The organism is Duganella caerulea, from assembly GCF_040362985.1.
GTDB classification, from domain to species: Bacteria; Pseudomonadota; Gammaproteobacteria; order Burkholderiales; family Burkholderiaceae_D; genus Rugamonas; species Rugamonas vulcania.
Genome location: NZ_BPWJ01000007.1, coordinates 84,113 through 105,975 on the forward strand (window position 1 = coordinate 84,113; position 21,863 = coordinate 105,975).

The window sequence follows — 21,863 nt, forward strand, 5'->3', positions numbered from 1 at the left end:
ATAACGACATGACACCGCCACGCAAACGCATCGCCATCATCGGCTCCGGCATCTCCGGCCTGGCCAGCGCCTATTTCCTCAGCCGCAAGCACGACGTGGTGCTGTTCGAGGCGGCGGACTATCTCGGCGGCCACACCCACACCGTCGACGTGATGCTGGAGGGCCGCAGCCACGGCGTTGATACCGGCTTCCTGGTCTACAACGAGCACACCTACCCCAACCTGGTGGCGCTGTTCGACGAGCTCGGCGTGGCCAGCATCGCCAGCGACATGTCGTTCGGCGTGTCGATGGGGGACGGCGCGCTGGAATGGGCCGGCACCAGCCTCGACACCGTGTTCGCGCAGCGCGCCAACATGGGCTCGCCTTCCTTCCTGCGCATGTTGTGGGACATCCTGCACTTCAACCGCAATGCCGAGCGCTTTCTTGAACTGTCGAACCAGACCGGCCTGACGCTGGGACAGCTGTTGCAGCAGCAGGGTTACGGCGCGCGCTTCCGCGATGCCTACCTGTTGCCGATGGCGGCGGCGATCTGGTCCAGTTCGCCGAACGACATCCTGCGGTTCCCGGCCGCGACCTTCCTGCGCTTCTGCCTCAACCACGCGCTATTGCAGGTTAACGACCGCCCGCAGTGGCGCACCGTCGCGGGCGGCGCGCGCAACTATGTCGAGCGGATCGCCGCCGTGCTGCCGGACGTGCGGCTGCGCACGCCGGTGCATGCGGTGCGGCGCCGCAACGGCCGTTTGGAAGTCGCACGCGGCAGCGCCGGCAGCGAGGATTTCGACGCCGTGGTGATGGCCACGCACGCGCCCAACACACTGGCGCTGCTGCCCGAGGCCAACGAGACCGAGCGCGCCATCCTCGGCGCCGTGCGCTACCAGCCCAACACCGCCTGGCTGCACACGGATGCGCAGCTGATGCCGCGGCGGCGCAAGGTCTGGTCGGCGTGGAACTACTTGTCCGGCGCGGCGTCGGCGGGGCAGCGCCCCGTGTGCGTGAGCTACTGGCTGAACCAGCTGCAGGCGCTGCCGTTCGCCACGCCGGTGATCGTCACGCTCAACCCGCACACGCCGCCGGCCGCGGACAAGCTGCTGGCCAAATTCGAATATGACCACCCGATCATGGACCAGGCCACCGTGCGTGCGCAGCAGCAGCTGGCGCAGATCCAGGGCGACGGCGGCATCTGGTACGCCGGCGCCTGGACCGGCTACGGCTTCCACGAGGACGGCCTGAAATCGGCGCTGCGCATCGCGGCCGCGTTCGACGCGGCCCCTGCCTGGACGACGCTGCCGTGAGCCGCCCCGCCGCCGAGCTGGTCCACGGCCAGGTGATGCACGCGCGCCTGCGCCCTGCGCAGCACCGCTTCGTCTACCCGCTGTTCTACGTGCGTTTGAACCTGGCCCGGCTGGACGAGTGCAACACGCGCTGGTTCGGCGTGGACCGCTGGCGGCCGCTGTCGATCCGCCGCCGCGACTACGGTCCGCGCGACGGCAGCAGCCTGGAGCAATGGATGCGCGCGCTGCTGCGCGAGCACCGCATCGAGGCCGACGGCGAGATCTGGTTGCAGACCTTCCCCCGCGTGGCCGGTTATGTTTTCAATCCTGTCAGCTTCTGGCACTGCCACGACGCGGTGGGCCGGCTGTGCGCCGTGCTGGCCGAGGTCAACAACACTTTTGGCGAGACCCACCGCTACCTGATGCGCGTCGCCCACAACGCCGGCGGCACGGCCACGGCCACCGCCGACAAGCAGCTGCACGTATCGCCGTTCTGCGCCGTGCGCGGACACTACCGTTTCCGCTTCCGCCTCGACGGCGCCAGCCACTGCACCGGCCTTGATTACGACGACGGCGACGGCCCGCTGCTCAGGACCGCACTCAGCGGCCGCCCGGTGCCCATGACCGATCGTGCAGTGGCCGGCGCGCTGCTGCGCTATCCGCTGCTGGGGCTGGGCATCGTGTTCCGCATCCACTGGCAGGCGCTGAGGCTGTGGCTGAAGCGCGTGCCGTGGTTCAGCAAGCCGCCCGCCCCCGATCACCACACAACCGTGCACCAGGAGACTGCCCGATGAAGTCCACCGTATCCACCGCCGCGCTGTCGGCGCCCGCCGGCGCCCGGCTGTTCCTGGCGATGCTCGGCCATATCCGCCATGGCCACCTGGAGCTGATCACGCCCTGCAACACCCGCATGGTGTTCGGCGACGCCCATGCGTCCAGCGGCGCCACGCTCAAGCTGCACGACTGGCGCGCCTGCCAGCGCATCCTGCGCGCGGGCGACATCGGCTTTGCCGAAGCCTACGCCGCCGGCTGGGCCGACACGCCCGACCTGACCGCGCTGCTGCGCCTGGCGCTGCGCAACGAGGCGTCGCTGGAGCAGCTGATGTTCGGCGGTGCGCTGGCGCGCTGCTGGTACCGGCTGCTGCACTGGCTGCGTCCCAACACACGCCAGGGCAGCCAGCGCAACATCCACGCCCACTACGACATCGGCAATGACTTCTACCGGCTGTGGCTCGATCCCAGCTGGACCTATTCCAGCGCGTTGTTCGACGGCGACTACAGTTTGCCGCTGCAGACCGCGCAGCAGCGCAAGTACCAGCGCATCATCGACACGCTGCAGCTGCGTCCCGGACAGCGCGTGCTGGAGATCGGCTGCGGCTGGGGCGGCTTTGCCGAGCTGGCGGGGCGGCAGGGCATCCACGTGCATGGCGTGACCATTTCGCCGTCGCAGCTGGAAGTGGCGCAGCGCCGCGTGCAGGCGCAGGGGCTGACCGAGCTGGTCCAGCTGGAACTGTGCGACTACCGCGACCTGCAGGGCGAGTACGACGCCGTGGTGTCGATCGAAATGTTCGAGGCCGTGGGCGAACAATACTGGCCGCAATTTTTCCGCACGGTGCAGGCGCGCCTCAAGCCTGGCGCGCAGGCGCTGGTGCAGTCGATCACGATCGGCGAGCAGTATTTCCCGCGCTACCGCAGCAGCGCCGACTTCATCCAGCAGTACATCTTCCCCGGCGGCATGCTGCCCAGCGTCGAGCGCTTCGAGCGGCTGGCCGGCCGCTGCGGCCTGCGGCCGGTGGAGCGCCACGCCTTCGGCCGCGACTACGCGGAAACGCTGCGCCGCTGGGATGCGCAGTGCCGCCAGCACCAGCATCAGATTGCCGGGCTGGGTTTCGATGAGCATTTCATGCGGATCTGGGAGATGTACTTCGCCTATTGCGAGGCGGCCTTTGATGAGGGGCGTACCGATGTTGTCCAATTCCTGCTGCAAAAGGCCTGATCGCGTCCGGCCATGGCTGCTGCTGTGCGCCCTGCTGTGCTGCGTGCTGACGAGCGCCCCGTGCCGCGCCGGCGGCTGGCGCGACGAGCTGCCGCGCGCCGAGGCGCTGGGCAACGGTGAACTGCGCTGGCTGGGCTTTCGCATCTATCAGGCCACGCTGTGGGCCGAGCAGCGGCCGTTCCAGCCGGAGCGCGGGTTTGCGCTGCAATTGCGCTACTACCGCAACATCAGCCGCGAGCGGTTGGTGCAAACCAGCCTGGACGAAATCCAGCGTTTGAACGGCACCGCCATCGACGCCGCCACGCTGGCGCAGTGGGACAAGCTGCTGAACCGCGCGTTCACCGATGTGGCGCCGGGCGACGAGTTGATCGGCGTGTACGCGCCGGGCCACGGCATGCGCTTCTACAACCAGCAGCGCCTGCTGGCGGACATCGACGACGTGCGTCTGGCGCGGGCCTTCTTCGGCATCTGGCTTGACGAGCAAACCCGCGACCAGGGCTTGCGACGCAAGCTGATGGGAAACCCGCCATGACGCCGGCCAGCGCCCCGGCCATCGCCACCACCGACGCCATCACGGCCACTGCTGCCGCCGACGCCGCCACGGCCGCTGCCGCCACCGTCTCTCCGCCACGCTGGCGCTTGGCCGCCTACGGCCTGCTTGGCCTGCCGCTGGCGATGGCCGCGCTGCCCGTCTACGTGCAAGTGGCCGCGTACTATTCCGTGCAGCGCGGCGTGGCATTGGCGACGCTGGGCTGGGTGCTGTTCGCCGCGCGGCTGCTCGACACCGTGCAGGATCCGCTGCAGGGCCACCTCATCGACCGCCTGCGCCGCGGCATCGCGCGCTGGCTGCTGCTGGGTGGCGCGTTGCTGGCGCTGGCCTTCGCCGGACTGTGGCAGCCGCCCGCCTCGGCCATCCCGCCGGCCGTGTGGCTGGGCGCCATGCTGGTGCTGGCGTACAGCGCCCACAGCATGCTCAACATCGCCTACCTGACCTGGGGCGCGCGCCTGAGCGGCAACGGCGCCCTGCTGTCGGCCTCGGCCTGGCGCGAGGGCGCGGGTCTGGCGGGCATGCTCATCGCCAGCGTGATCCCGGCCACCATCCTCAGCGGCGACACCGACCGCATCCCCGTGCGCATGGCGCTGTACAGCCTGGCGTTTGCCGCGCTGCTGCTGGCAGCCCTGCTGGCGCTGCTGAAACTGGCGCCCGCGTGGCCGCACGCCACGCCGCAGCCCAACGGCTGGCGCAACGCGTCGCGCCGCATGGCGTCGAACCGCGCCTTCCTGCGCCTGCTCGGCCCGTACTTCCTGAATGCCTGCTCGGTGTCGCTGCCGGCCACGCTGGCGCTGTTCTTCATCCGCGACCAGTTGCAGGCGGCGCCGCTGGCCGGCGCCTTCCTCGGCTGCTATTTTGCTGGCGCCGCCTGCGGCCTGCCACTGTGGACCGCGCTGGCCCGCCGCATCGGCGTGTTGCCGTGCTGGCGCATCGGCATGGGGCTCGCGGTCGCCAGCTTTGCCGGCGCCGGCCTGTTGGGCGCGGGCGACGTGCTGCCGTACTTTGCCGTCTGCCTCGGCGCCGGCGTGGCGCTGGGCGCCGACCTGGCCATGCCGCCCGTGCTGCTGGCCGGGCTGATCGCCGACGATGACGCCGCCGGCGCCTACTACGGCGTGCTCACGCTGCTCGGCAAGCTGGCGCTGGCCTTGTCCGGCCTGGCGTTGCCGTTGCTGGCCGTGCTCGGCTACCGCCCAGGCGTCGCCGGCGGCGCCGCGCTGGCGCTGGTGTACGCCGGCTTGCCCTGCCTGCTCAAACTGCTGGCCATGGCCGCGCTGCGGCCGCAGCCGGTGCCGATGCCCGTCCAACTTTACCGGAGCCGATCATGAAGAAGCTGTTCCCCGCCCTGCTGCTGGCCCTGCTCGCCGGCTGTGCCGGCCCCGACGTCCAGCAATACAAGGCGCAGCAGCCGGTGCTGGACCTGGCGGCTTACTTCCACGGCACCACCGACGCCTGGGGCATGTTCCAGCGGCGTGGCGGCACGGTGGAAAAGCGCTTCCATGTCGTCATCACCGGCACCGGCGGCGACGGCACGCTGACGCTGGACGAACAGTTCCAGTACGACGACGGCAGTACACAGCGCCGCGTGTGGCATTTGACGCGAGGCGCCGATGGCCGCTGGCGTGGCCGCGCGGACGACGTCAAGGGTGAAGCGCTGGGAGAACTGGCCGGCAACGCACTGCGCTGGCAATACACGCTGCTGCTGCCGGTGGGCGGCAGCACGTACGAAATGGCCTTCGACGACTGGATGTTCCTGATCGATGACTGCACCATGATCAACCGCGCCAGCATGGCCAAGTTCGGCGTCGAGCTGGGCCAGGTGACGCTGATGTTCCGGAGGCGCGCATGCGCCCGCTGAACCGGCCCGTCACGGCATGGGCGGGCCGGCGCGTGTGGCTGGTCGGCGCGTCCAGCGGCATCGGCGCCGCGCTGGCACAGGCGCTGCTGCTGGCCGGTGCGCGGGTGGCGCTGTCGGCGCGCCGTGCCGCCCTGCTGCAAGGCGTCGCGGCCGGACATGCGCAGGCCGTGGTCGCGCCGTTCGATATCCTCGACCAGGACGCGTGGGGCGCCAGCTACGAATACATCTGCGCGCAGATGGGCGGCGTGGACCTGATCGTGTTCTGCGCCGCGGCTTACCGGCCGGAGCGTAGCTGGGACGTCAGCCCGGACGGCGCGGCCAACACGCTGGCCGTCAACCTGGGCAGCGTCTACACGGGGCTGGCCACGGTGCTGCCGGCGATGCTGGCGCGCGGCAGCGGCGGCATCGCCATCGTCGCCAGCGTGGCGGGATATGTCGGCCTGCCCAACGCCAGCGTGTACGGGCCCAGCAAGGCCGCGCTGATCAACCTGGCCGAGCTGCTGTACACCGACCTCCAGCCGCGCGGGCTGGACGTGTACCTGATCAATCCCGGCTTTGTGCAGACGCCGCTGACCGAACAGAACAAGTTCGCCATGCCGGCACTGCAGACCCCTCAGGCAGCCGCCAGCGCGATCGTGCGCGGACTGTCGGCCGGCCAGTTCGAGATTCATTTTCCGAAGCGCTTCACGCTGCTGGTCAAGCTGCTGCGCTGGCTGCCGTACCGCTGGCGCTTCGCCCTTATCACTCACTTCCTGGTGCCACAATGAACGACGCTGAACCACTGCTGGCATGGTATGCCTCGCTGACCCCGGAGACGGTCGCGCGGGCCGGCGAATTCTACGCGGCGGACGCGCAGTTCCGCGACCCCTTCAACGACGTGCGCGGCGTGGCCGCGATCGAGGCGATCTTCCGCCACATGTTCGAGCACACCGAGCAGCCGCGCTTCCTCATCGACGAGCGCATCGCGCAGGGCAGCCAGGTTTTTGTCACCTGGCAGTTCGTGTTCCGCCTGCGCGGCGTGCGGTACCAGATCGACGGCGGCAGCCATCTGCGCTTCAACGCGGACGGCCTGGTCGTCATGCACCGCGACTACTGGGACGCCGCCGAAGAGCTGCTGCAAAAGCTTCCGCTGGTCGGTCCGCCGATCCGCTGGCTGCGTGGCCGCTTCCGCGTGCCCGTGCCGGCATGAGCACCACGCTCAAGCTGATCCTCGGCGACCAGCTCAACTGCCGCCACAGCTGGTTCGCGCAGCCCAGCCCGGACGTGGTGTTCGTGCTGATGGAAGTGCGCCAGGAAACCGACTACGTGCTGCACCACGCGCAAAAGATCATTGCCATCTTCGCCGCGATGCGCGACCTGGCGCGCAGGCTGCGCGAGGCCGGCCACCGCGTGCACTACCTCGCCATCGACGACGCCGACAACCGCCAGTCGCTGCCGGCCAACCTGGACTACCTGCTGGCGCATTACGCGGCGGACGCCTTCGCCTGGCAGGCGCCGGACGAATGGCGGCTGGACCGGCAACTGGCCGACTACGCCGCCGGACTGGGCATCGAAACCTGGATGGACGACAGCGAGCATTTCTACGCCGCGCGCCACGAGGCGGCCGGCTTTTTCGACGGCCGCGCCGCGTGGGTCATGGAACCATTCTACCGCCACATGCGCAAGCGCCACGGCGTGCTGATGAGCGAGGCCGGCGCGCCGGCGGGCGGCCAGTGGAATTTCGACCACGACAACCGCGAGGCCTGGCCGGGCCTGCCATGGGAGCCGGCCGATGCGCGTCCGCGCCACGACCACAGCGCGTTGTGGAACATCATCACGGCGGCGGGCGTGCGCAGCTTCGGCGAACCGCACGCCGGCGACTTCCGCTGGCCGCTCAACCGCGAGGAAGCCTTGCAGCAGCTGGAGCGCTTTGTGTGCGACGCGCTGCCGCATTTCGGCCGCTACCAGGATGCGATGAGCCTGCGCGCATGGCGTTTATTCCACTCGCTGCTGTCGTTCGCGATGAACAGCAAGATGCTCGATCCGCGCACGGTGGTGGAACGGGTGGAGGCGGCCTGGCGCGACGGCGCGGTGCCGCTAGCGTCGGCGGAGGGATATATCCGGCAAATCCTCGGCTGGCGCGAATACGTGCGCGGCGTCTACTGGCAACGGATGCCGGGCTACGACCTTCTCAACGCCTTTGGCCATACGGCGCCGCTGCCGCACTGGTTCTGGAGCGGCGACACGCGCATGCGCTGCCTGGCGACGGCGATCGGCCAGTCGCTGGAGCACGCGCACAGCCACCACATCAACCGCCTCATGGTGATCGGCAATTTCGCCCTTTTGGCGGGGCTGTCTCCGCAGGAACTGCATCATTGGTACCTGGGCATCTACATCGACGCCTTCGAATGGGTGGAACTGCCGAACACGCTGGGCATGAGCCAGTATGCCGACGGCGGCTTGCTGGCCACCAAGCCGTATGTGTCGAGCGCGGCCTACATCGACCGCATGAGCGACTACTGCAAGGGCTGCCACTACCAAAAAAAGCAGCGCACCGGCGAGCGCGCCTGTCCCTACAACGCGCTGTACTGGGATTTTTTTCTCCGCAATGCACAGCGGCTGGACAAGAACCACCGGCTCGGCATGGTCTACCGCCAGCTGGGCCGCATGAGCGACGCCGACAAGCAAGCCTTGCAGGAGCAGGCTGACGCCACCCGCGCCAGCCTTGCCGAGCTGTAGCGCGCTGGCTTCTTCAGTTGGCCTGCCTGGCGCGGGACGCCGGTTGGCGGCCAGCCATGGATACGCGGTCCAGGCTGCGTGACTTCTGTCCGACATACGGCAGCAAGCTGACCAGCGCCAGCGTGGCCAGGGCGACGCCCAGCCACAGCGGCGCGCGCAGGCCGTAGCCGGCGGCGATGCCAGCGCCGCCTATCCACGATCCCGCGCCCAGGCCGATGTTGATGATCGACGTGTGCACCGTGTTGACCAGCGGCCCCGGATGCGCGGTCCTCATCACGCGGGCGATGATGGCCGGATTCATCGACACGCCGACCAGCCCGGTCACGACCAGCAGGATGACGCTGATCGTCTTGTCATCCGCGAACACCGCGAACAGCGCCAGGCTCACGCCCAGCACGATCATGCCCCACACCATGATGAGGATGGTGTGCTGGTCCGCATACCGTCCCACGACGCCGTTGCCGACCACGTTGGCCACGCCATACGCGCCCAGCAGCCACGGGATCGCCGAGGGCGCGAAACCGGTGATCTGGATCAGGATGGGCGTGAAGTAGCTGAACGCGGCGAAGATGGCGCTGATGATGAGCGCGCTGGTGGCGTAGGCCGCCCACAAATGCGGATTCCTGAACTCGACCATCTCCTTGCCGAGGCTGATTTGCTCGGACGACCGCGAGCGCGGCACCAGCAGCGCGACCAGCACCATGCACATGCCCGTCAGCGCCACCACCAGCCAGAAGCTGGCGCGCCATCCCTGGTGCTGGTCGATGAGCGTGGTGACCGGCACGCCGACCACCGCCGCCAGCATCAGGCCGCCAATGACGACGGCGGCGGCGCGCCCGCGCACCGTCGGGCTGACCACCTCGGCGCTGATCGCCAGCGACATGCCGAAGCACGCCGAGCCGGCCACGCCGGTGGCCACGCGCGCGATGGCCATGATGTCGTAGCTGTCGGCCGAGGCGGCCACCGACTGCGCCAGCGCGTACAGGCCAAGCAGCCCCATCAGCCCCTGCTTGTTGGGCACGCGCAGCTTGAGCAGGCCCACCGTCGCCAGCGGCCCGCCGACCACCATGCCGATGGCGTACAGCGAGATCAGATAGCCGATCTGCGTCACCGGCACGTTCAGCGCCTGGGCCAGCGATGGCATGATGCCGGCCACCATGAATTCGGACGTGGTCAACGAAAATATCGTCAACCCGAGTATGTAGACAACCAACGGCATAAAGGGTTCCTTCGAGATTGGGGGAATGGGCGCGAGCCGCCGATGCGGCCCGCGCCCGGGTTGGATGCGCCGCCGTCAGCGCGAGAAAATACTGTCCGCGATGTCCCCGGTGCAGAAGTTCGGGAAGTCGCGTACCGACTGGTGTTGCGGGTCGTTGCCGGTGACCATGCGCAGCAGGCGGTTGCCGCCGGCCTGCAGGTAGAACACCGACGACGCGCCCGGCCGCTCCACCACCCAGGCGTCGGCGGCCTGGCCCAGCACGGTGTGGCGGCCGTTGTGCAGCGCGCCGCCGTCCTGCAGGATGGCCTGCGGCAGGAACAGCTCGGGGAAGGACGACAACTCGTCGTCCAGCACGGTCTCCAGCAGCTGCTCGCCGGCCGCCGTGCGTTCCCTTGCATAGGCCACTTTGCGCTTGCGGCTTTGCCTGTGTCCGGCGTCGCCGAGCTCCGACATCCACAGCCGGTAGCCCTTCTCCTTTTCCGGCCAGGGGTTGAACAGCCCGTCGATGCGGCAGATGTTGCGGGTGTAGTCGAACCAGCAATAGCCGGAGGTGAGCTGGTCCTCCGGCTGCATCGGCGACCAATAGGAGACGTAGGCGCTGCTCCATTGCATCGGCAGCAGCGGCGGCGTGGCGTGGACTGGCATGGCGGCTCCTATCGGCCCAGCGCGTAGCCGAGCGCGGCCATCAGCGCGTCCTGCAGCGGCGGCAGGTCCTTGCGGCGGGCGTCGAAGCTGATGGTCAGGTCGGCGTTGCTCAGGCCGATGCGGTCGCTGACGGTTTCGAACCAGCGGCGGCTGCTGTTGGCGTGTTCCTTGAACAGCTGCACCAGCGGCACCGCGCGGTCGTTGAAGTTGCTCAGCGCGGCGGCGGTGTCCGGCCCGGTGGCCAGCGTCTTCACCAGCAGGTGCGCGACCACCACTGCCATCGTGGTGCCGTGGCCGATCGAGAAGTGGCCCGATTGCAGCGCGTCGCCGATCAGCACGAACTTGCCGTCGTAGGCCAGGTCGTGGCTGAGCGTCATGAAGTTGCGCCAGCCCTGGCCCGGCTGGCTCACCAGTCCGTGATCGCCCAGCTCGGCGCTGAAGGTGCTGGCGATGTAGGCGGCCGCTTCGCGTTCGGTCATGTTGTCCAGTCCGGCGCGCTCATAGCTTTGCTCGCTGCACTCGACGATGAAGGTGCTCATCTTGTCCGAGTACTTGTAGGCGTGGCCGATGAAGATGCCCTTGTCGTTGCTGCGGAAGACCAGGTTCATCTGGTCGAACAGCTGGGTGGTGCCGTACCAGATGTATTTGTTGCGTCCGAAGTCGACCTGCGCCGCCAGCGCCGGCGGCAGTTCCAGCGATTTGTGGTTGATGCCGTTGGATACGACCACCAGGTCGTACTCGGCCTCCAGCTCCTCACGGCTTTGCATCGGCGTCTCGTAGCTGATGTCGATGCCGGCCGCCACGCACTTGGCGCGTAGCGCTTGCACCAGGCCGCGGCGCTCGACGCCGCACAAGGTCACGCCGGTGCTCATCAGGTTGGGCTGGTCGCGGTGCACCAGCTTGAACTCTTCGATGAACTGCGGGTTCAGCAGTTCCGGCTGCTCCAGGTAGGACAGCGGATTGGCCGGATGGCGCGGCGGCCGTCCGGGCAGCACCACGCCCCAGCCCAGCACTTCTTCCTTGGTGTTCTTTTCCGCGATGCTGATGTCCCAGCCGGGCTGGGCTTGTTTCATCTGGCTGGCAAAAATCAATCCTGCCGGGCCGGCGCCGATAACGAGAATCTTCATTAATTTACCCTTCCAAGTTTGTACCACACGTTTTGCTTCTTCTGGATTTGCTGCAGCTCATCGTAGGGAACCGATGTGAAGTACAGTTTCTCCGCCATGTCCGGCGGATAAACATTGGGGAATTTCTTGTGCATGAAGCGCGTGTAGCGCGTCTGCAGGAAGAAAATGAAATTGGGGTTGCTCAGCGCCTCGTAGTTGGCGATCGCCATGTCCTGCATGGCGTCCGCCTGCACCTTGCGCTGGCGGGTGAATTCGGACAGCACCACGTCCAGCGCCTCGCCGTGCTTTTCCAGCAGCGTGATGAAGACGTACACATCCTCCAGCGCCATGTTCATGCCCTGGCCGAGGAAGGGCGCGGTGGCGTGCGCCGAGTCGCCCAGCAGCAGCACATTGCCCTTGTAGTGGAAGGTGCTGGAGCGCACGTTGATCAGGTCGTTGCTGGGCAGCGCGATGAACTGGTCCACCAGCGCTTGCCGGCTGGCCTCCGGCAGCATGCTGAAGTAGCGGCTGAAGAAATCCGCCATCGTTTCGCGGTGCAGCGTGGCCAGGCTGGGCATGCCGCTGTAGGGCAGGCAGATGGCGAAGCTGATGCTGCCGTCCGGGATGGTGGCGGCGCGGCCGGCGAACAGGCCCTTGGAATCCATGCCGAAGAAGTACAGCAAGTCCTTGCGGAAGCCCAGTTCCTTGGCGTTCGGCAGCACCAGCGTCTTGTAGCCGTGGCGGAAGAAGCTTTGCTTGAATTCGAAGCGCCGCATGCCGCTCTGCATGGCGCGCCGCACGGCCGAGTGGGCGCCGTCGGCGCCGATGATCAGGTCGCCGTGCAGGTGCTGCATGACGCCGCCCTTGCCCTGGATGAGCACGGTCTTGTGTTCGAGGTCGACGTCCAGGCAGCGGTGCTCGAAGTAGTACTTCACGTTGTGCTTGACGGCGTAGCGGTTGAGCAGGCGCTGGAAGGCGTTGCGGTCCAGCGAGAGCGGGAACATGTCTTCGAGCGGGCTCAGCTCGCGCACCTTCAACTGACCGCGCACGCAGAACGCCATGCCGACGATGGGCTCGCCGCACTGCTCCAGTTCCTGCCGGCTGATGCCGGCCGCCAGCACGGCCTTGATGCCGCGCACGGTCATGCTGACGCCGATGGCGCGCGAGCTGACCGGGTCGGCCGTGGCGGAGTTGTCCTGCAGCGGATCGCTGCGCTTTTCGATGACGTGGATGTCGTATCCGCGCTGGGCCAGGTAGATGGCGGTCAGGCTGCCGGCCAGCCCGCCGCCGACAATGATGATGGTCTTTTTCATTTACGCTTCCCTTGACATCCTTCCCCGAGATAAATCGGTCAATTGCTGATTAAAGAACTCCAACATTTCGATCTGCGCCAGGCCGACCACGCCGGCCTGCAGGCCGCGCGCGTACTGCGCCAGCGACAGGCATTTGTGTGCCAGCTGTTCGCATCCCTGGCTGAAGTCGCTGTCGACCTGCCGGCCCGGCGGCGTCGGCACCGGCGGCCCGGCGTTGCGGCCGGGGACGCCGGACGGCATGTTCATCAGCGCGGCCGACAGGGGCCGCAGCAGGCCGGTCATGATGTCGATCGACGCGTTCATCAGCCGCGAGCGGCGCAGGCTGCCCAGCGGCTGCTGCGCGAAGTGGTGCGCCATCAGCTGGAAGGTCAGCTCGTAGCAGCCTTGGTACAGCTGCATCAGCGAACGGGCCTTGTGATCGGTCACCACGGTGCAGTCGGCGCGCGCTTCCAGCACCGGGTTTTTCAGCGCGGGCACGGCCGGCTCGAACGGCTTGTCGCGGGCCGTGTACTTGCCGGCCATCGCGCGCAGCCGCTGGAAATGCGAGGAGGCGAAATGCGGCGAGTCGACCGCCACGCCCTCGCCCTGCTCGGTGACGAAGTCGATCGCGAACAGCGCGCTGTCGCGGTCGAACACTTCCAGCTGGTAGCCGGGATAGGCGCGGTTGGTCAGCTCCTTGAGGAACAGGTGGTGCTCGCCGCCCCGCTTGCCGCCGTTGGGGTCGAACAGCTCGGGCAGTTCGGCCAGCGCCTGGCGGATGGCGATGTAGAAGCTGGCGATGGACTTGCCCGGCGTGGGCAGGTAGTCCGGCCATTCGAAGCGCACGAACCGGGCCAGCACGTGTTCGGAGAACGGTTCGAAGGCGAACTCCGTGTCCAGGCCGAAGCATTGCCGCGCTTGCTCACCCAGCAGGGGCGTGCCGGCGTGGAAGGGTTCGCCAAGCGCCATCAGCACGTTGTTCACCACCAGGTAGTGGATCATTTCCTCGTGGGCGATTTCCAGCAGTGCGCCGCGCGTGCCGCTGTTGCGGCGGCGGTCCTCGGTGCCGCAGGCCAGTTCCAGCTCGTCCTGCTGCCAGCGGCCGGCCTGCACCAGCTGCGCGCCCTGCTCGTAGTTGGGAATCGTGTAGGCGGCGTACAGGTATTGCAGCATCAGCGACAGTTCCAGGTCGATCGCTGTTTTCAGTTCGGCGATCAGTTCGTGCTTGCTGCCGATGGCGCGCGGCTTTTCGGGCTGCGGCTGCGTGGTCCTGGCGGCGGCCTCGACCTGCGTCAGGTATTTCAGGAACAGGCGCGATTTCGGCAGCGACAGTTCGCGTGTGCTCGGCATGTAGTAGCTCTTGTCGCGGTTTTGCGGATCGCACATCTGCCACATCAGGCGCGAGTAGGTTTCGGTCTTGCACTGGTCCGCCAGACTGAACACCTTGTCCGACATGAAGGGATAGACCAGCTCGTAGTAGCTCATCACATGCCGGTACAGGAAGTCGTAGTCGACCTGTTCGGCGGGGACGTCGTCCAGGTGCCAGTCGTCGGGCAGCACGCGCGCGCCTATTGTTTGCGCTTCCCGGCCTTCGCCCAGCACGATGCGTGTGGCGCCGGAGCGGCGGCCGGTGACGGTCAGGTCGGCGTAACCTTCGCCGCGTGCGGACGGTTGCAGTTGCAGCGCCAGCATGCCGGCGTCCTGCGCCTGCGCGGTCAGCGCGGGATGCGCGGCCAGCTCGCCGCAGAAGCGGCTTTGCAGCGTGATCGTCTGTGGATAATCCTGTTGTTGCCCACAGTTGGGCGCTTCCAGGTACAGCTGGTTGCTGTCGGACTGCACCACCCAGTCGGCCTCGTCCCATTGCGCGTGCGCGCTGCCCAGGCGCAGCGAACCGGACGGCGTGGCGCCGTGGCGCAGCGGCACGTCGAACACGCCGTTGTGGCGCCAGTGATCCAGGTACAGCTGCTCGGGTATGCGGGCGACAAGCGCGCCGGCCGCGTCGTGCAGCGTGAGCTCGCCCAGCGCCTGCTTGCCGCCGAGCGCGTGCGTGGGATGCTGTTCGGAGACGGCGCTGGCGTCGCGGGTGGTGAAGGGAATGGCGGTCGGCATGTTGAGCGAGACGCGGTCCGCGTGCAGCTTGACCAGCACCGGCCCCAGGCTGCCCTGTCGCGGCAGCAGCAGGCGCCCGTTGGGGTAGGTGGCCAGCTCGTCGCGGCGCCACAGGCCGATGCTGCCGGCCAGGTCGTAGAACACCGGCGAATCGGGCTTCAGCGGCGTCGACATGTTGAACAGCGCGTACTGGATGGTCAGGCCCAGCACGTCGTCGTCGTCCAGCGCGTGCTGCAGCGCGCACAGGCTGGACGGCAGCGGCGCGTCGGGATTGAAGAGAAAGTTGCGGTCCTGCTTGGTCACCGAGAACTGGAACAGCCGCGCGCGGCCGAACTCTTCATCGAGGAAGTGTCCGCTGCGCTCGGTGATGTGGCCGCCGCCCAGCCAGCGCACCGAGTGCGCCTGCGGGATGTCGGCGCTGAACAGCGTCGGCGTGTGCGGCGTGGCCTGCTTGCCGCTCAGCGTGAACTGGCCGGCGTAGATCAGCGTGGTGTCCGGCTGGCCGGGGTTGTTGTCGACCCACCGGGCGCGGTTGAACGTGGTGCGCAGGTAGTCGTTGTAGTGGCCCCACAAGGCCAGCCTGGCGCCCACCAGCGCGTCCTCCGTGTCGATGTCGCCTTCGTGCAGTTGCACGCCGGTGATCCGCACGTTCTCCCACGAGAAGTGATTGTTGCCACAGAAGTTGTAGCCGGCCGCCTGACTGAACACGCCTTCCGGGTCAGGCTTGCCGGCGGCGTTGAAGCGCGGCTCAAGCTGCCTGAGGTGCTGGTGGAACTCGGACGGCGGGCGGCTCAGGTCGAACGGCTCGCCCGCCATCGAGATCGCGTTGGTGGCGATATCGATGTGGCCGTGCGTGTTGCGGTTCGCGGTCGGCACGTTGGCGCGCGCGAAGCCGCGGAAGTGCAGCCGTGGCAGGTCGAGGATGCTCATGCGCCCTCATCCGACGTGGTGGCCAGCTCATCGGCCTCGCCGGCCGCTTCGGCTTGCTGGCGCAGGCGCTCCAGCAGCAGGCGGGTGGCGTAACGGGCGCTGATCAGGCTGCCCTCCATCCAGCCGCAGTGCTGGGTGTAGGCGTCCGAGCAGGAGATGATGCCGTCCTGGTGCAGCAGCACGGCCGGGTGCGCGCTTTGCGGATCCGTGTAGAACTCGACCCCGTGCGGCCAATGCTTGTGGAAATGCCCCTTGATCGGCGGCATCGGCTGGCCGTCCAGCGGCAGCGCGTCCTCCAGGTGGCGGCGCACCTGTTCCAGGTAGGCGTCCTCGCCCTGCTCCAGGCATTCCCGCCAATAGGTGGCGCTGTCGCTGTCGTTGTAGAACAGCAGGTACTGGTCGCCCTTGAAGTAGATCTTGCGCAGCGGGTTGTTGGTCATCACCACCTTGTCGGTCAGGCCGAGCGCTTCCCACCAGGCGTGGTCGAAGGTCAGGAAGCCTTTGAACAAGGGCAGCGAATCGTATTCGAACGAGCTCCACGCGGCCGGGAAATCCAGGTTCAGCTGCGGCATCGCCGACGGTGGCACGGCCATGATCAGGTGGCGCGTGCGGTGCACCTTGGTATCGCCCTGGTGGCTGAAGACCAGCACGTGGTCGGCGCCGGCGCGTTCGACCGACAGCAGCCGGTGCTCCATCTGGAACTCGACGCCGGCGGCCTGCGCCTGGCGTTGCAGCTGGGCCAGCAGTTCGGCGTAGCCGTCGGTGGCGTAGCGCCATTCGTTGCCGGCGTTTTCGCTGAAGCTTTGCGTTTCCGGATGCTTCTTGATGATGTCGTAGGCCATCGCGCCCGAGACGATGGGCAGCAGCAAGGCGTCGTAGCCGGTGGCCTTGATCATGCGGATGGCTTCGGCCTCGCCCAGGTAGTGGCTGACGAATTGCAGGAAGGATTCGGTCGGGTGTTCCTTCAGCATCGCGCTCAGGCTGTGCAGCGTGGCTTTGAGCTTTTCCTGCTCGCGTCCGCCGGCCGCCACCTCGGTGAAGGGATAGGTCGCGTGCTCCAGTCCGCTGTCCTGCATCAGCTCGTCGAAATGCGGATGCAGCTGCGGCGAGTAGCGGGCCGCGCCCAGTTCGGCGACCTCGTCGCCCACCATGCGCGACTGGATGCGTCCGCCGACCCTGGCGTTCAGATCGAAGATGCGGATGCGGAGATGCTTGCCGAAAGCCGCTTTAATCAACTGAGTTGCACATGCCAACCCTCCCAGGCCGGCGCCAATGATGCAAATGTCGGAATACTGTGTCATCCAGGGGTTCCTTTCAGTCGTAGGCAAGCTACTGATGCGGCTCAAAAAAGTTCAAGTTTGACGAGGGGTTTTTCTGCGTCAGATCAAAGACAGGGCGAACGATAACTTACTTGCATGATTGGCGATTTGACAAATGTCAATGCACCAAAACGGGGCATGTGCTACTTTTTGGTGCTTAAATTTCCTAGGGGAAGTGGAATGATGCGACCGGCAACAGCAAGCTATTGCGGATGAGAATTCTGTGGTGCCGTGCGGCTGGGTGTGCGGAAGGCGGAAGGGAAGCCACGCCGCCCGGCGCTCCGGGCGAAGCGCGTGAATCGGCGGCGGTAGGAGGACGGGCGGTTACGGCGATTGTGCGTGGCCGCTTTCGGCGAGCAAGCGCTCGAAGTCCGTTGCGATCAAAATGTCGACGATGGCTTGTTTTTTGTCAGTGGCTTGCTGATAGTAAGCCAGCCCACTGGGGGCGCAAAAAAGCCCGCTCACGGCGGGCTGGTGCACGGAGCGAGGGCGGGCCTCAGCGGCCGCCGCAGGCCACCGACGAGCCGTCCGCCGAGGCTTGGCAGAAGGATGCCTGGCCGCCGCACGCGACCTCGTGGCCGTTGGCCGACTGTTCGCAGTAGCTCGCCTTGCCGCCGCAAGCCACGTGCTGCCCGTCGGCCGATTTTTCGCAGTAGGAAGCTTCCCCGCCACAGGCCACGGCGCTGCCGTCGGCCGATTTGGCGCAGAACGTGGCCTCGCCGCCGCAGGCGACCTGCTTGCCATCGGACGAGGTATCGCAGAAGCTGGCCTTGTGGCCGCAGGCGACCGCGTTGCCGGCCGATGATTTCTGGCAGAAGCTGGCGGCGGGGCCGCAGGCCACCGCCTTGCCGTCGGGCGACGTCTGGCAGAACGACGGGCCGCCGTCGGCGCGGGCCGAGGCTTGGCCGGACTGCGGCACGATGGCCACGCAGCCGGCGCACAGCAGGGTGGCGATGAAGGTCAAGGTGGAACGTGCTGCCTGCGAAATGCGCATGGATATCCCCGGAATGGTTATTGATCTTTTGCTATTGTACCTGTCGGCACGCATGCCGCGGTGGTGGCGCCCAGCTGCAGCCGCACCGGCACCACGATCTCGCGCAGCGGTCCGCCGTCGATCAATTGTTCGGCCAGGGTGATGGCTTCCACCGCGATGCGTTCGATGTCCTGCACCACCGTGGTCAACTCGTACGGCAAGCCCGGCAGGCCGTCGAAGCCGACCACCGACACCTGCCGCGGCACCTGCAAGCCCAGGTCTTCGAGCGCGCCGATGGCGCCTATCGCCATCTCGTCGCTGGCGCAGAACAGGGCGGTGAAGCGCAATCCGCTCTCCCAGGCACGGCGCACGGCCCGGTAGCCGCCCAGCACCGAGAACTGCCCATCCAGCTCCAGTTCCGGGCGCAACGCGACGCCGGCCGCCGTCAACGCGGTGCGGTAGCCCTGCCGGCGGTCGATGTCCGACTGCTGCGCGGTGGGCATGCCGACAAAGCCGATCGCGCGGTGGCCCAAGTCCAGCAGGCAGCGGGTGGCGGCCGCGCCGCCGCCGGCGTCGTCCGGCACGACAAAGGCGGCGTTCGGCTGGTGGCCCAGCACCACCGCCGGCACCTTGCGTTGCGCCAGCAGCGCCAGGCGTTCCTGCACCGCGTCGGTGTTGTGCAGCAGCACCGCGTCCGGCAGTCGGGTGTAGGTTTCCAGCGGCTCGTTCATCTCGACAAAGCGGGTGCCCCGCTCGCCCGCCACTTGCACCAGGGCGCGCCAGAACAGGGTGAAGTAGGGGCCGAAGCCGCCCTTGCTCAGCGAGATGCCGACGCTGTGGCGCGAACGGCGGCTCAATTCGCGCGCGGTCGGATCGGGCGAGTAGCCGGAGGCGTTCATCGCGGCCAGGATGCGTTGGCGGGTTTCCTCGGCCATGCGGCCCTTGCCGTTCAGGGCACGGCTGACCGTGCCCTTCGACAGGCCGAGATTCAATGCAAGTTGGTCCAACGTCATCTTCACTGCGCTTCCCCCGGGGCCCTGGCATGCGATCCAAAAGCGGCATGATACCGCCATTTGCCCGTTTCGCCGCATGTGTTGCTAATTGCATCGTTGAAGCGGAATAAATTGCAAATAAATTTGGAACGCTGCATAATCAAATCGTTGCGCAACCGGTTGCGCAAATATGAAACACCGGTTGCTCAATCGATAATTTCGGAAAACCTCACACATCCGTCAGCATTGATCCCCAGCCATACCGCAGCGACCGCTTATACAGCTATAGTTAAAAAGATAATAGACGGAGACAAAAATGAAGAATCGCAAGCGTTTTTTGCTGTCCACCATCACGCTGGCTGTCTGGGCCCTGGCCCATCAGGCACAGGCACAGGAAGCCGCCGCAGCAGCCGCCGCCGATAGCGGCAATCCGAACGGCGCCGGCCAGGACCGTGCCGACGACAAGCTGAACCAGGTGATAGTCACCGGCAGCACCTCGCTCAAGCGCACCGTGCGCGAAAGCTCGGTGGCCGTCACCAGCGCCGACCGCGCCGACCTCGACCGCAAGGCGCCGCGCAGCACCGCCAGCGCGCTGGAACTGATCCCCGGCATGATGGTCGAGGACTCCGGCGGCGAAGTGTCCAACAACTATACGGTGCGCGGCCTGGCCGGCGGCGGCCAGAACTTCGTCCAGCTGTCCGAGGACGGGCTGCCGGTGTTCTACCATCCGGGCCTGGCCGACACCATCCTCAAGCAGGAACTGTCGATCGACCGCATGGAGGCGGTGCGCGGCGGCACCTCCGGCATCCTGACGGTCAATGGCGCCGGCGCCACCGTCAACTTCATCACGGTGCGTTCCAAGGACGAACCGGAGGGCGCGCTGCGCTTGACCGGCTCCGACTACGGCACCAAGCGCATCGACCTGCGCTACGGCGGCGCGATCGGCAACGGCTGGTACGCCGGCTTCGGCGGCTTCTACCGCCGCTCCGACTCGGTGCGCGACATTGGCTTCACCGCCGACCATGGCGGCCTGCTGCGCGCCTATGTGGGCCGCAAATGGGGCGACGGCGAATTCAGCGTCAACGTCAAGCTGGTCAACGACCACAACACTTTCCTGCTGCCGACGCCGTTCCAGAACCCGTCCAATCCGCAGCCGGTGCCCGGCTTCAACGGCAACTACGGCACCCTGCTCAGCGCGGACAACGGCGTGCAGGCCGGCCGCAACACCAACGGCATCCAGACCAACGACTTGAACGACGGCGTCGCCACCAAGTCGACCTCGATCGGCTACAACTTCGAGAAACGCCTGAACGACGCCTTCACGGTGCGCTCCAAGGGCCGCTACACCGACTTCAAGAACGAGTTCAACGCCGTGTTCACGTTCGATAACAACAGCCTGCGCTCGGCCACCGACCGCCTGAACCCGGCCACCAACAGCGACATCAAGGCCATGCTGGCGCGCTTCCCCGGCACCACGGCGGCCATCCGCGGCGTGGCCAGCGGCACCGTGTATGCCGGCGCCAATCTCGCCAACGTCAGCGGCAACGGCCTGCTGACGGATAACATCTCGGCCAAGAACCGCGCCTACCGCCAGAACTTCGTCAACGACCTGAGCCTCACCTGGACCGCGGCCGGCAACAGCCTGACCGCCGGCCTGCTGACCATAGACCAGGATGAACAGGGCGGCAACGACGGCAACACCCGCTTCCTGGGCGAGGTGAGGAACAACCCGGCCCGCCTCGACATCGTCGCCGTCGACGGTGCCGGCAAGGTGGTGGGCCAGCTGACCGACAAGGGCGTGTTGGAGTACAACCCGTGGGGCGTGGGCCTGAGCCGCTCCTCGCTGTCGTCGCAAAACCTGTACCTGAACGACGAGTACCAGTTCAACGAGCGCCTGCGCGTGGACGCCGGCATGCGCCTGGAGCATTTCCACTACCGCGTATGGCGTCCGCAGGGCTCGACGGTGGCGATACCGGGAGCGAACAAGCCGGACGGCAGTGACGCCGACAACATCATGGTCAACAACACCATGCCGGCCTTCAACGGCCAGTACGACTACGTCGACAACGGCGCCGCCAACCACAGCTCGGCCACGGCCGGCGCCAACTACCTGATCAACGACAACCTGGCGGCCTACGCGCGCTATTCGCAAAGCTACCAGGCCAACAACGAGAATCCGGTGACCCACATCAGCTTTGGCGAGCTGGGCGCGCGCTACCAGCGGCGCGGCTTCTCGGCGTCGCTGACGGCGTTCCGCACCAACTTCAAGAACTACCAGTTCAGTCGCCTGCTCGAAGGCGACAGCCTGGAAACCAAGATCGGCGGCGACATCATCGTCAACGGCCTGGAATACGACCTGCAATGGCGGCCGGTGCGCTACGCCCGCATCAACCTGACCGGCGTGGTGCAGAAGTCGTCGATGAACATCAAGAGCGTCAGCGGACCGTCGGCCTCGACCATCAACACGGCCAGCCTGGGCTCGCACCCTGAGCGCTCGCCGGACCAGAACTACACCATCACGCCGGCCCTGCTGCTGCCGGATAACAAGGGCGAGGTCTACCTGTCGTACCACCAGGTCGGCAAGCGCTTCGCCGACGCCGCCAACTCCTTCGTGCTGCCGGCTTACCACACGGTGGACTTGGGTGGAAACTATCAGCTGTCGCCGACGCTGGCGTTGAACCTGAGCGTGCAGAACCTGACCAACACCATCGGCCTGACCGAGGGCAATCCGCGCGCCGGGTTCACCGAAGTCGCCGGCGGCAATTACTTCTTTGCCCGCGCCATCCTGGGGCGTAATCTGCAGTTCAGCCTGACGGCATCGTTCTGATTGTGCGTCCTTTGCCGGCCGGCGCGCGCGTCGGCCGGATTTTTTTCAGACGGAGGAA

The 21,863-nt window shown here is 66.9% G+C and carries 18 protein-coding genes; 10 read left to right on the forward strand and 8 right to left on the reverse strand.

Annotated elements, in window-relative coordinates:
* The first annotated feature begins 8 nt into the window (after window positions 1–8).
* From ACUJB0_RS21065 to ACUJB0_RS21105, 9 genes are read left to right on the forward strand one after another with little or no spacing between them, the layout of a single operon-like run.
* Window positions 9–1,292 carry an NAD(P)/FAD-dependent oxidoreductase gene (locus ACUJB0_RS21065; protein WP_444846925.1) on the forward strand — a complete coding sequence of 428 codons (1,284 nt, stop codon included), beginning with the start codon at window positions 9–11 and terminating at the stop codon, window positions 1,290–1,292.
* On the forward strand, window positions 1,289–2,065 hold the full coding sequence (locus ACUJB0_RS21070; protein ID WP_444846926.1) for a DUF1365 domain-containing protein: 777 nt from the start codon (window positions 1,289–1,291) through the stop codon (window positions 2,063–2,065). The genes ACUJB0_RS21065 and ACUJB0_RS21070 overlap by 4 nt, the downstream gene beginning before the upstream one ends.
* The gene (locus ACUJB0_RS21075; protein WP_444846927.1) at window positions 2,062–3,267 is read left to right on the forward strand and encodes a class I SAM-dependent methyltransferase; all 1,206 of its coding nucleotides are present in this window, start codon (window positions 2,062–2,064) and stop codon (window positions 3,265–3,267) included. The genes ACUJB0_RS21070 and ACUJB0_RS21075 overlap by 4 nt, the downstream gene beginning before the upstream one ends.
* A complete protein-coding gene (locus ACUJB0_RS21080) occupies window positions 3,236–3,799 on the forward strand; it encodes a chalcone isomerase family protein (RefSeq protein ID WP_444846928.1) in 564 nt (187 codons plus the stop codon). Before ACUJB0_RS21075 ends, ACUJB0_RS21080 begins: the two co-directional genes overlap by 32 nt.
* Window positions 3,796–5,145, forward strand: a complete 1,350-nt coding sequence (locus ACUJB0_RS21085) for an MFS transporter (RefSeq protein ID WP_444846929.1) — start codon at window positions 3,796–3,798, stop codon at window positions 5,143–5,145. Before ACUJB0_RS21080 ends, ACUJB0_RS21085 begins: the two co-directional genes overlap by 4 nt.
* A complete protein-coding gene (locus ACUJB0_RS21090; protein ID WP_444846930.1) occupies window positions 5,142–5,675 on the forward strand; it encodes a DUF3833 domain-containing protein in 534 nt (177 codons plus the stop codon). The genes ACUJB0_RS21085 and ACUJB0_RS21090 overlap by 4 nt, the downstream gene beginning before the upstream one ends.
* Window positions 5,663–6,442, forward strand: a complete 780-nt coding sequence (locus tag ACUJB0_RS21095; protein WP_444846931.1) for an SDR family NAD(P)-dependent oxidoreductase — start codon at window positions 5,663–5,665, stop codon at window positions 6,440–6,442. Before ACUJB0_RS21090 ends, ACUJB0_RS21095 begins: the two co-directional genes overlap by 13 nt.
* Window positions 6,439–6,864 (forward strand): nuclear transport factor 2 family protein, encoded by a 426-nt coding sequence (locus tag ACUJB0_RS21100; RefSeq protein WP_444846932.1) that lies wholly within the window; start codon window positions 6,439–6,441, stop codon window positions 6,862–6,864. Before ACUJB0_RS21095 ends, ACUJB0_RS21100 begins: the two co-directional genes overlap by 4 nt.
* Window positions 6,861–8,393 (forward strand): cryptochrome/photolyase family protein, encoded by a 1,533-nt coding sequence (locus tag ACUJB0_RS21105; RefSeq protein WP_444846933.1) that lies wholly within the window; start codon window positions 6,861–6,863, stop codon window positions 8,391–8,393. Before ACUJB0_RS21100 ends, ACUJB0_RS21105 begins: the two co-directional genes overlap by 4 nt.
* A gap of 13 nt (window positions 8,394–8,406) precedes the next feature.
* Here the strand turns inward: ACUJB0_RS21105 and ACUJB0_RS21110 are convergent, their stop codons facing one another.
* The 8 genes from ACUJB0_RS21110 to ACUJB0_RS21145 form a co-directional block, all read right to left on the reverse strand.
* Window positions 8,407–9,612, reverse strand: coding sequence for an MFS transporter (locus tag ACUJB0_RS21110; RefSeq protein ID WP_444846934.1), 1,206 nt, complete (start codon window positions 9,610–9,612; stop codon window positions 8,407–8,409).
* Between the two features lie 75 nt (window positions 9,613–9,687).
* Complete coding sequence (gene vioE / locus ACUJB0_RS21115; protein WP_444846935.1) at window positions 9,688–10,257, reverse strand: violacein biosynthesis enzyme VioE; 570 nt, start codon at window positions 10,255–10,257, stop codon at window positions 9,688–9,690.
* Window positions 10,258–10,265: 8 nt separating this feature from the next.
* Window positions 10,266–11,384 carry a flavin-dependent violacein biosynthesis monooxygenase VioD gene (gene vioD / locus ACUJB0_RS21120; RefSeq protein ID WP_444846936.1) on the reverse strand — a complete coding sequence of 373 codons (1,119 nt, stop codon included), beginning with the start codon at window positions 11,382–11,384 and terminating at the stop codon, window positions 10,266–10,268.
* On the reverse strand, window positions 11,384–12,676 hold the full coding sequence (vioC, locus tag ACUJB0_RS21125) for an NADP-dependent violacein biosynthesis oxygenase VioC (RefSeq protein WP_444846937.1): 1,293 nt from the start codon (window positions 12,674–12,676) through the stop codon (window positions 11,384–11,386). The genes vioD and vioC overlap by 1 nt, the downstream gene beginning before the upstream one ends.
* Window positions 12,677–15,694, reverse strand: coding sequence for an iminophenyl-pyruvate dimer synthase VioB (gene vioB, locus ACUJB0_RS21130; protein ID WP_444846938.1), 3,018 nt, complete (start codon window positions 15,692–15,694; stop codon window positions 12,677–12,679). It abuts the gene before it with no gap.
* On the reverse strand, window positions 15,691–16,995 hold the full coding sequence (gene vioA / locus ACUJB0_RS21135; protein WP_444846939.1) for a flavin-dependent violacein biosynthesis tryptophan-2 monooxygenase VioA: 1,305 nt from the start codon (window positions 16,993–16,995) through the stop codon (window positions 15,691–15,693). Before vioA ends, vioB begins: the two co-directional genes overlap by 4 nt.
* Before the next feature lie 514 nt (window positions 16,996–17,509).
* Complete coding sequence (locus ACUJB0_RS21140; protein WP_444846940.1) at window positions 17,510–18,007, reverse strand: hypothetical protein; 498 nt, start codon at window positions 18,005–18,007, stop codon at window positions 17,510–17,512.
* Window positions 18,008–18,024: 17 nt separating this feature from the next.
* Window positions 18,025–18,999 (reverse strand): LacI family DNA-binding transcriptional regulator, encoded by a 975-nt coding sequence (locus ACUJB0_RS21145; protein WP_444847142.1) that lies wholly within the window; start codon window positions 18,997–18,999, stop codon window positions 18,025–18,027.
* 295 nt (window positions 19,000–19,294) lie between these two features.
* Here ACUJB0_RS21145 and ACUJB0_RS21150 point away from each other — a divergent pair, with 295 nt between their 5' ends.
* The gene (locus tag ACUJB0_RS21150) at window positions 19,295–21,805 is read left to right on the forward strand and encodes a TonB-dependent receptor (protein WP_444846941.1); all 2,511 of its coding nucleotides are present in this window, start codon (window positions 19,295–19,297) and stop codon (window positions 21,803–21,805) included.
* Window positions 21,806–21,863: the final 58 nt, after the last annotated feature.

What these genes read in the sequence shown, in the direction of transcription:
- ACUJB0_RS21065 (WP_444846925.1), top strand. Translation starts at nt 9, where the DNA reads ATGACACCGCCACGCAAACGCATCGCCATCATCGGCTCCGGCATCTCC.
- ACUJB0_RS21075 (WP_444846927.1), top strand. Translation starts at nt 2,062, where the DNA reads ATGAAGTCCACCGTATCCACCGCCGCGCTGTCGGCGCCCGCCGGCGCC.
- ACUJB0_RS21080 (WP_444846928.1), top strand. Translation starts at nt 3,236, where the DNA reads ATGTTGTCCAATTCCTGCTGCAAAAGGCCTGATCGCGTCCGGCCATGG.
- ACUJB0_RS21085 (WP_444846929.1), top strand. Translation starts at nt 3,796, where the DNA reads ATGACGCCGGCCAGCGCCCCGGCCATCGCCACCACCGACGCCATCACG.
- ACUJB0_RS21090 (WP_444846930.1), top strand. Translation starts at nt 5,142, where the DNA reads ATGAAGAAGCTGTTCCCCGCCCTGCTGCTGGCCCTGCTCGCCGGCTGT.
- ACUJB0_RS21095 (WP_444846931.1), top strand. Translation starts at nt 5,663, where the DNA reads ATGCGCCCGCTGAACCGGCCCGTCACGGCATGGGCGGGCCGGCGCGTG.
- ACUJB0_RS21100 (WP_444846932.1), top strand. Translation starts at nt 6,439, where the DNA reads ATGAACGACGCTGAACCACTGCTGGCATGGTATGCCTCGCTGACCCCG.
- ACUJB0_RS21105 (WP_444846933.1), top strand. Translation starts at nt 6,861, where the DNA reads ATGAGCACCACGCTCAAGCTGATCCTCGGCGACCAGCTCAACTGCCGC.
- ACUJB0_RS21110 (WP_444846934.1), bottom strand. Translation starts at nt 9,612, where the DNA reads ATGCCGTTGGTTGTCTACATACTCGGGTTGACGATATTTTCGTTGACC.
- vioE (WP_444846935.1), bottom strand. Translation starts at nt 10,257, where the DNA reads ATGCCAGTCCACGCCACGCCGCCGCTGCTGCCGATGCAATGGAGCAGC.
- vioD (WP_444846936.1), bottom strand. Translation starts at nt 11,384, where the DNA reads ATGAAGATTCTCGTTATCGGCGCCGGCCCGGCAGGATTGATTTTTGCC.
- vioC (WP_444846937.1), bottom strand. Translation starts at nt 12,676, where the DNA reads ATGAAAAAGACCATCATCATTGTCGGCGGCGGGCTGGCCGGCAGCCTG.
- vioB (WP_444846938.1), bottom strand. Translation starts at nt 15,694, where the DNA reads ATGAGCATCCTCGACCTGCCACGGCTGCACTTCCGCGGCTTCGCGCGC.
- vioA (WP_444846939.1), bottom strand. Translation starts at nt 16,995, where the DNA reads ATGACACAGTATTCCGACATTTGCATCATTGGCGCCGGCCTGGGAGGG.
- ACUJB0_RS21140 (WP_444846940.1), bottom strand. Translation starts at nt 18,007, where the DNA reads ATGCGCATTTCGCAGGCAGCACGTTCCACCTTGACCTTCATCGCCACC.
- ACUJB0_RS21145 (WP_444847142.1), bottom strand. Translation starts at nt 18,999, where the DNA reads ATGACGTTGGACCAACTTGCATTGAATCTCGGCCTGTCGAAGGGCACG.
- ACUJB0_RS21150 (WP_444846941.1), top strand. Translation starts at nt 19,295, where the DNA reads ATGAAGAATCGCAAGCGTTTTTTGCTGTCCACCATCACGCTGGCTGTC.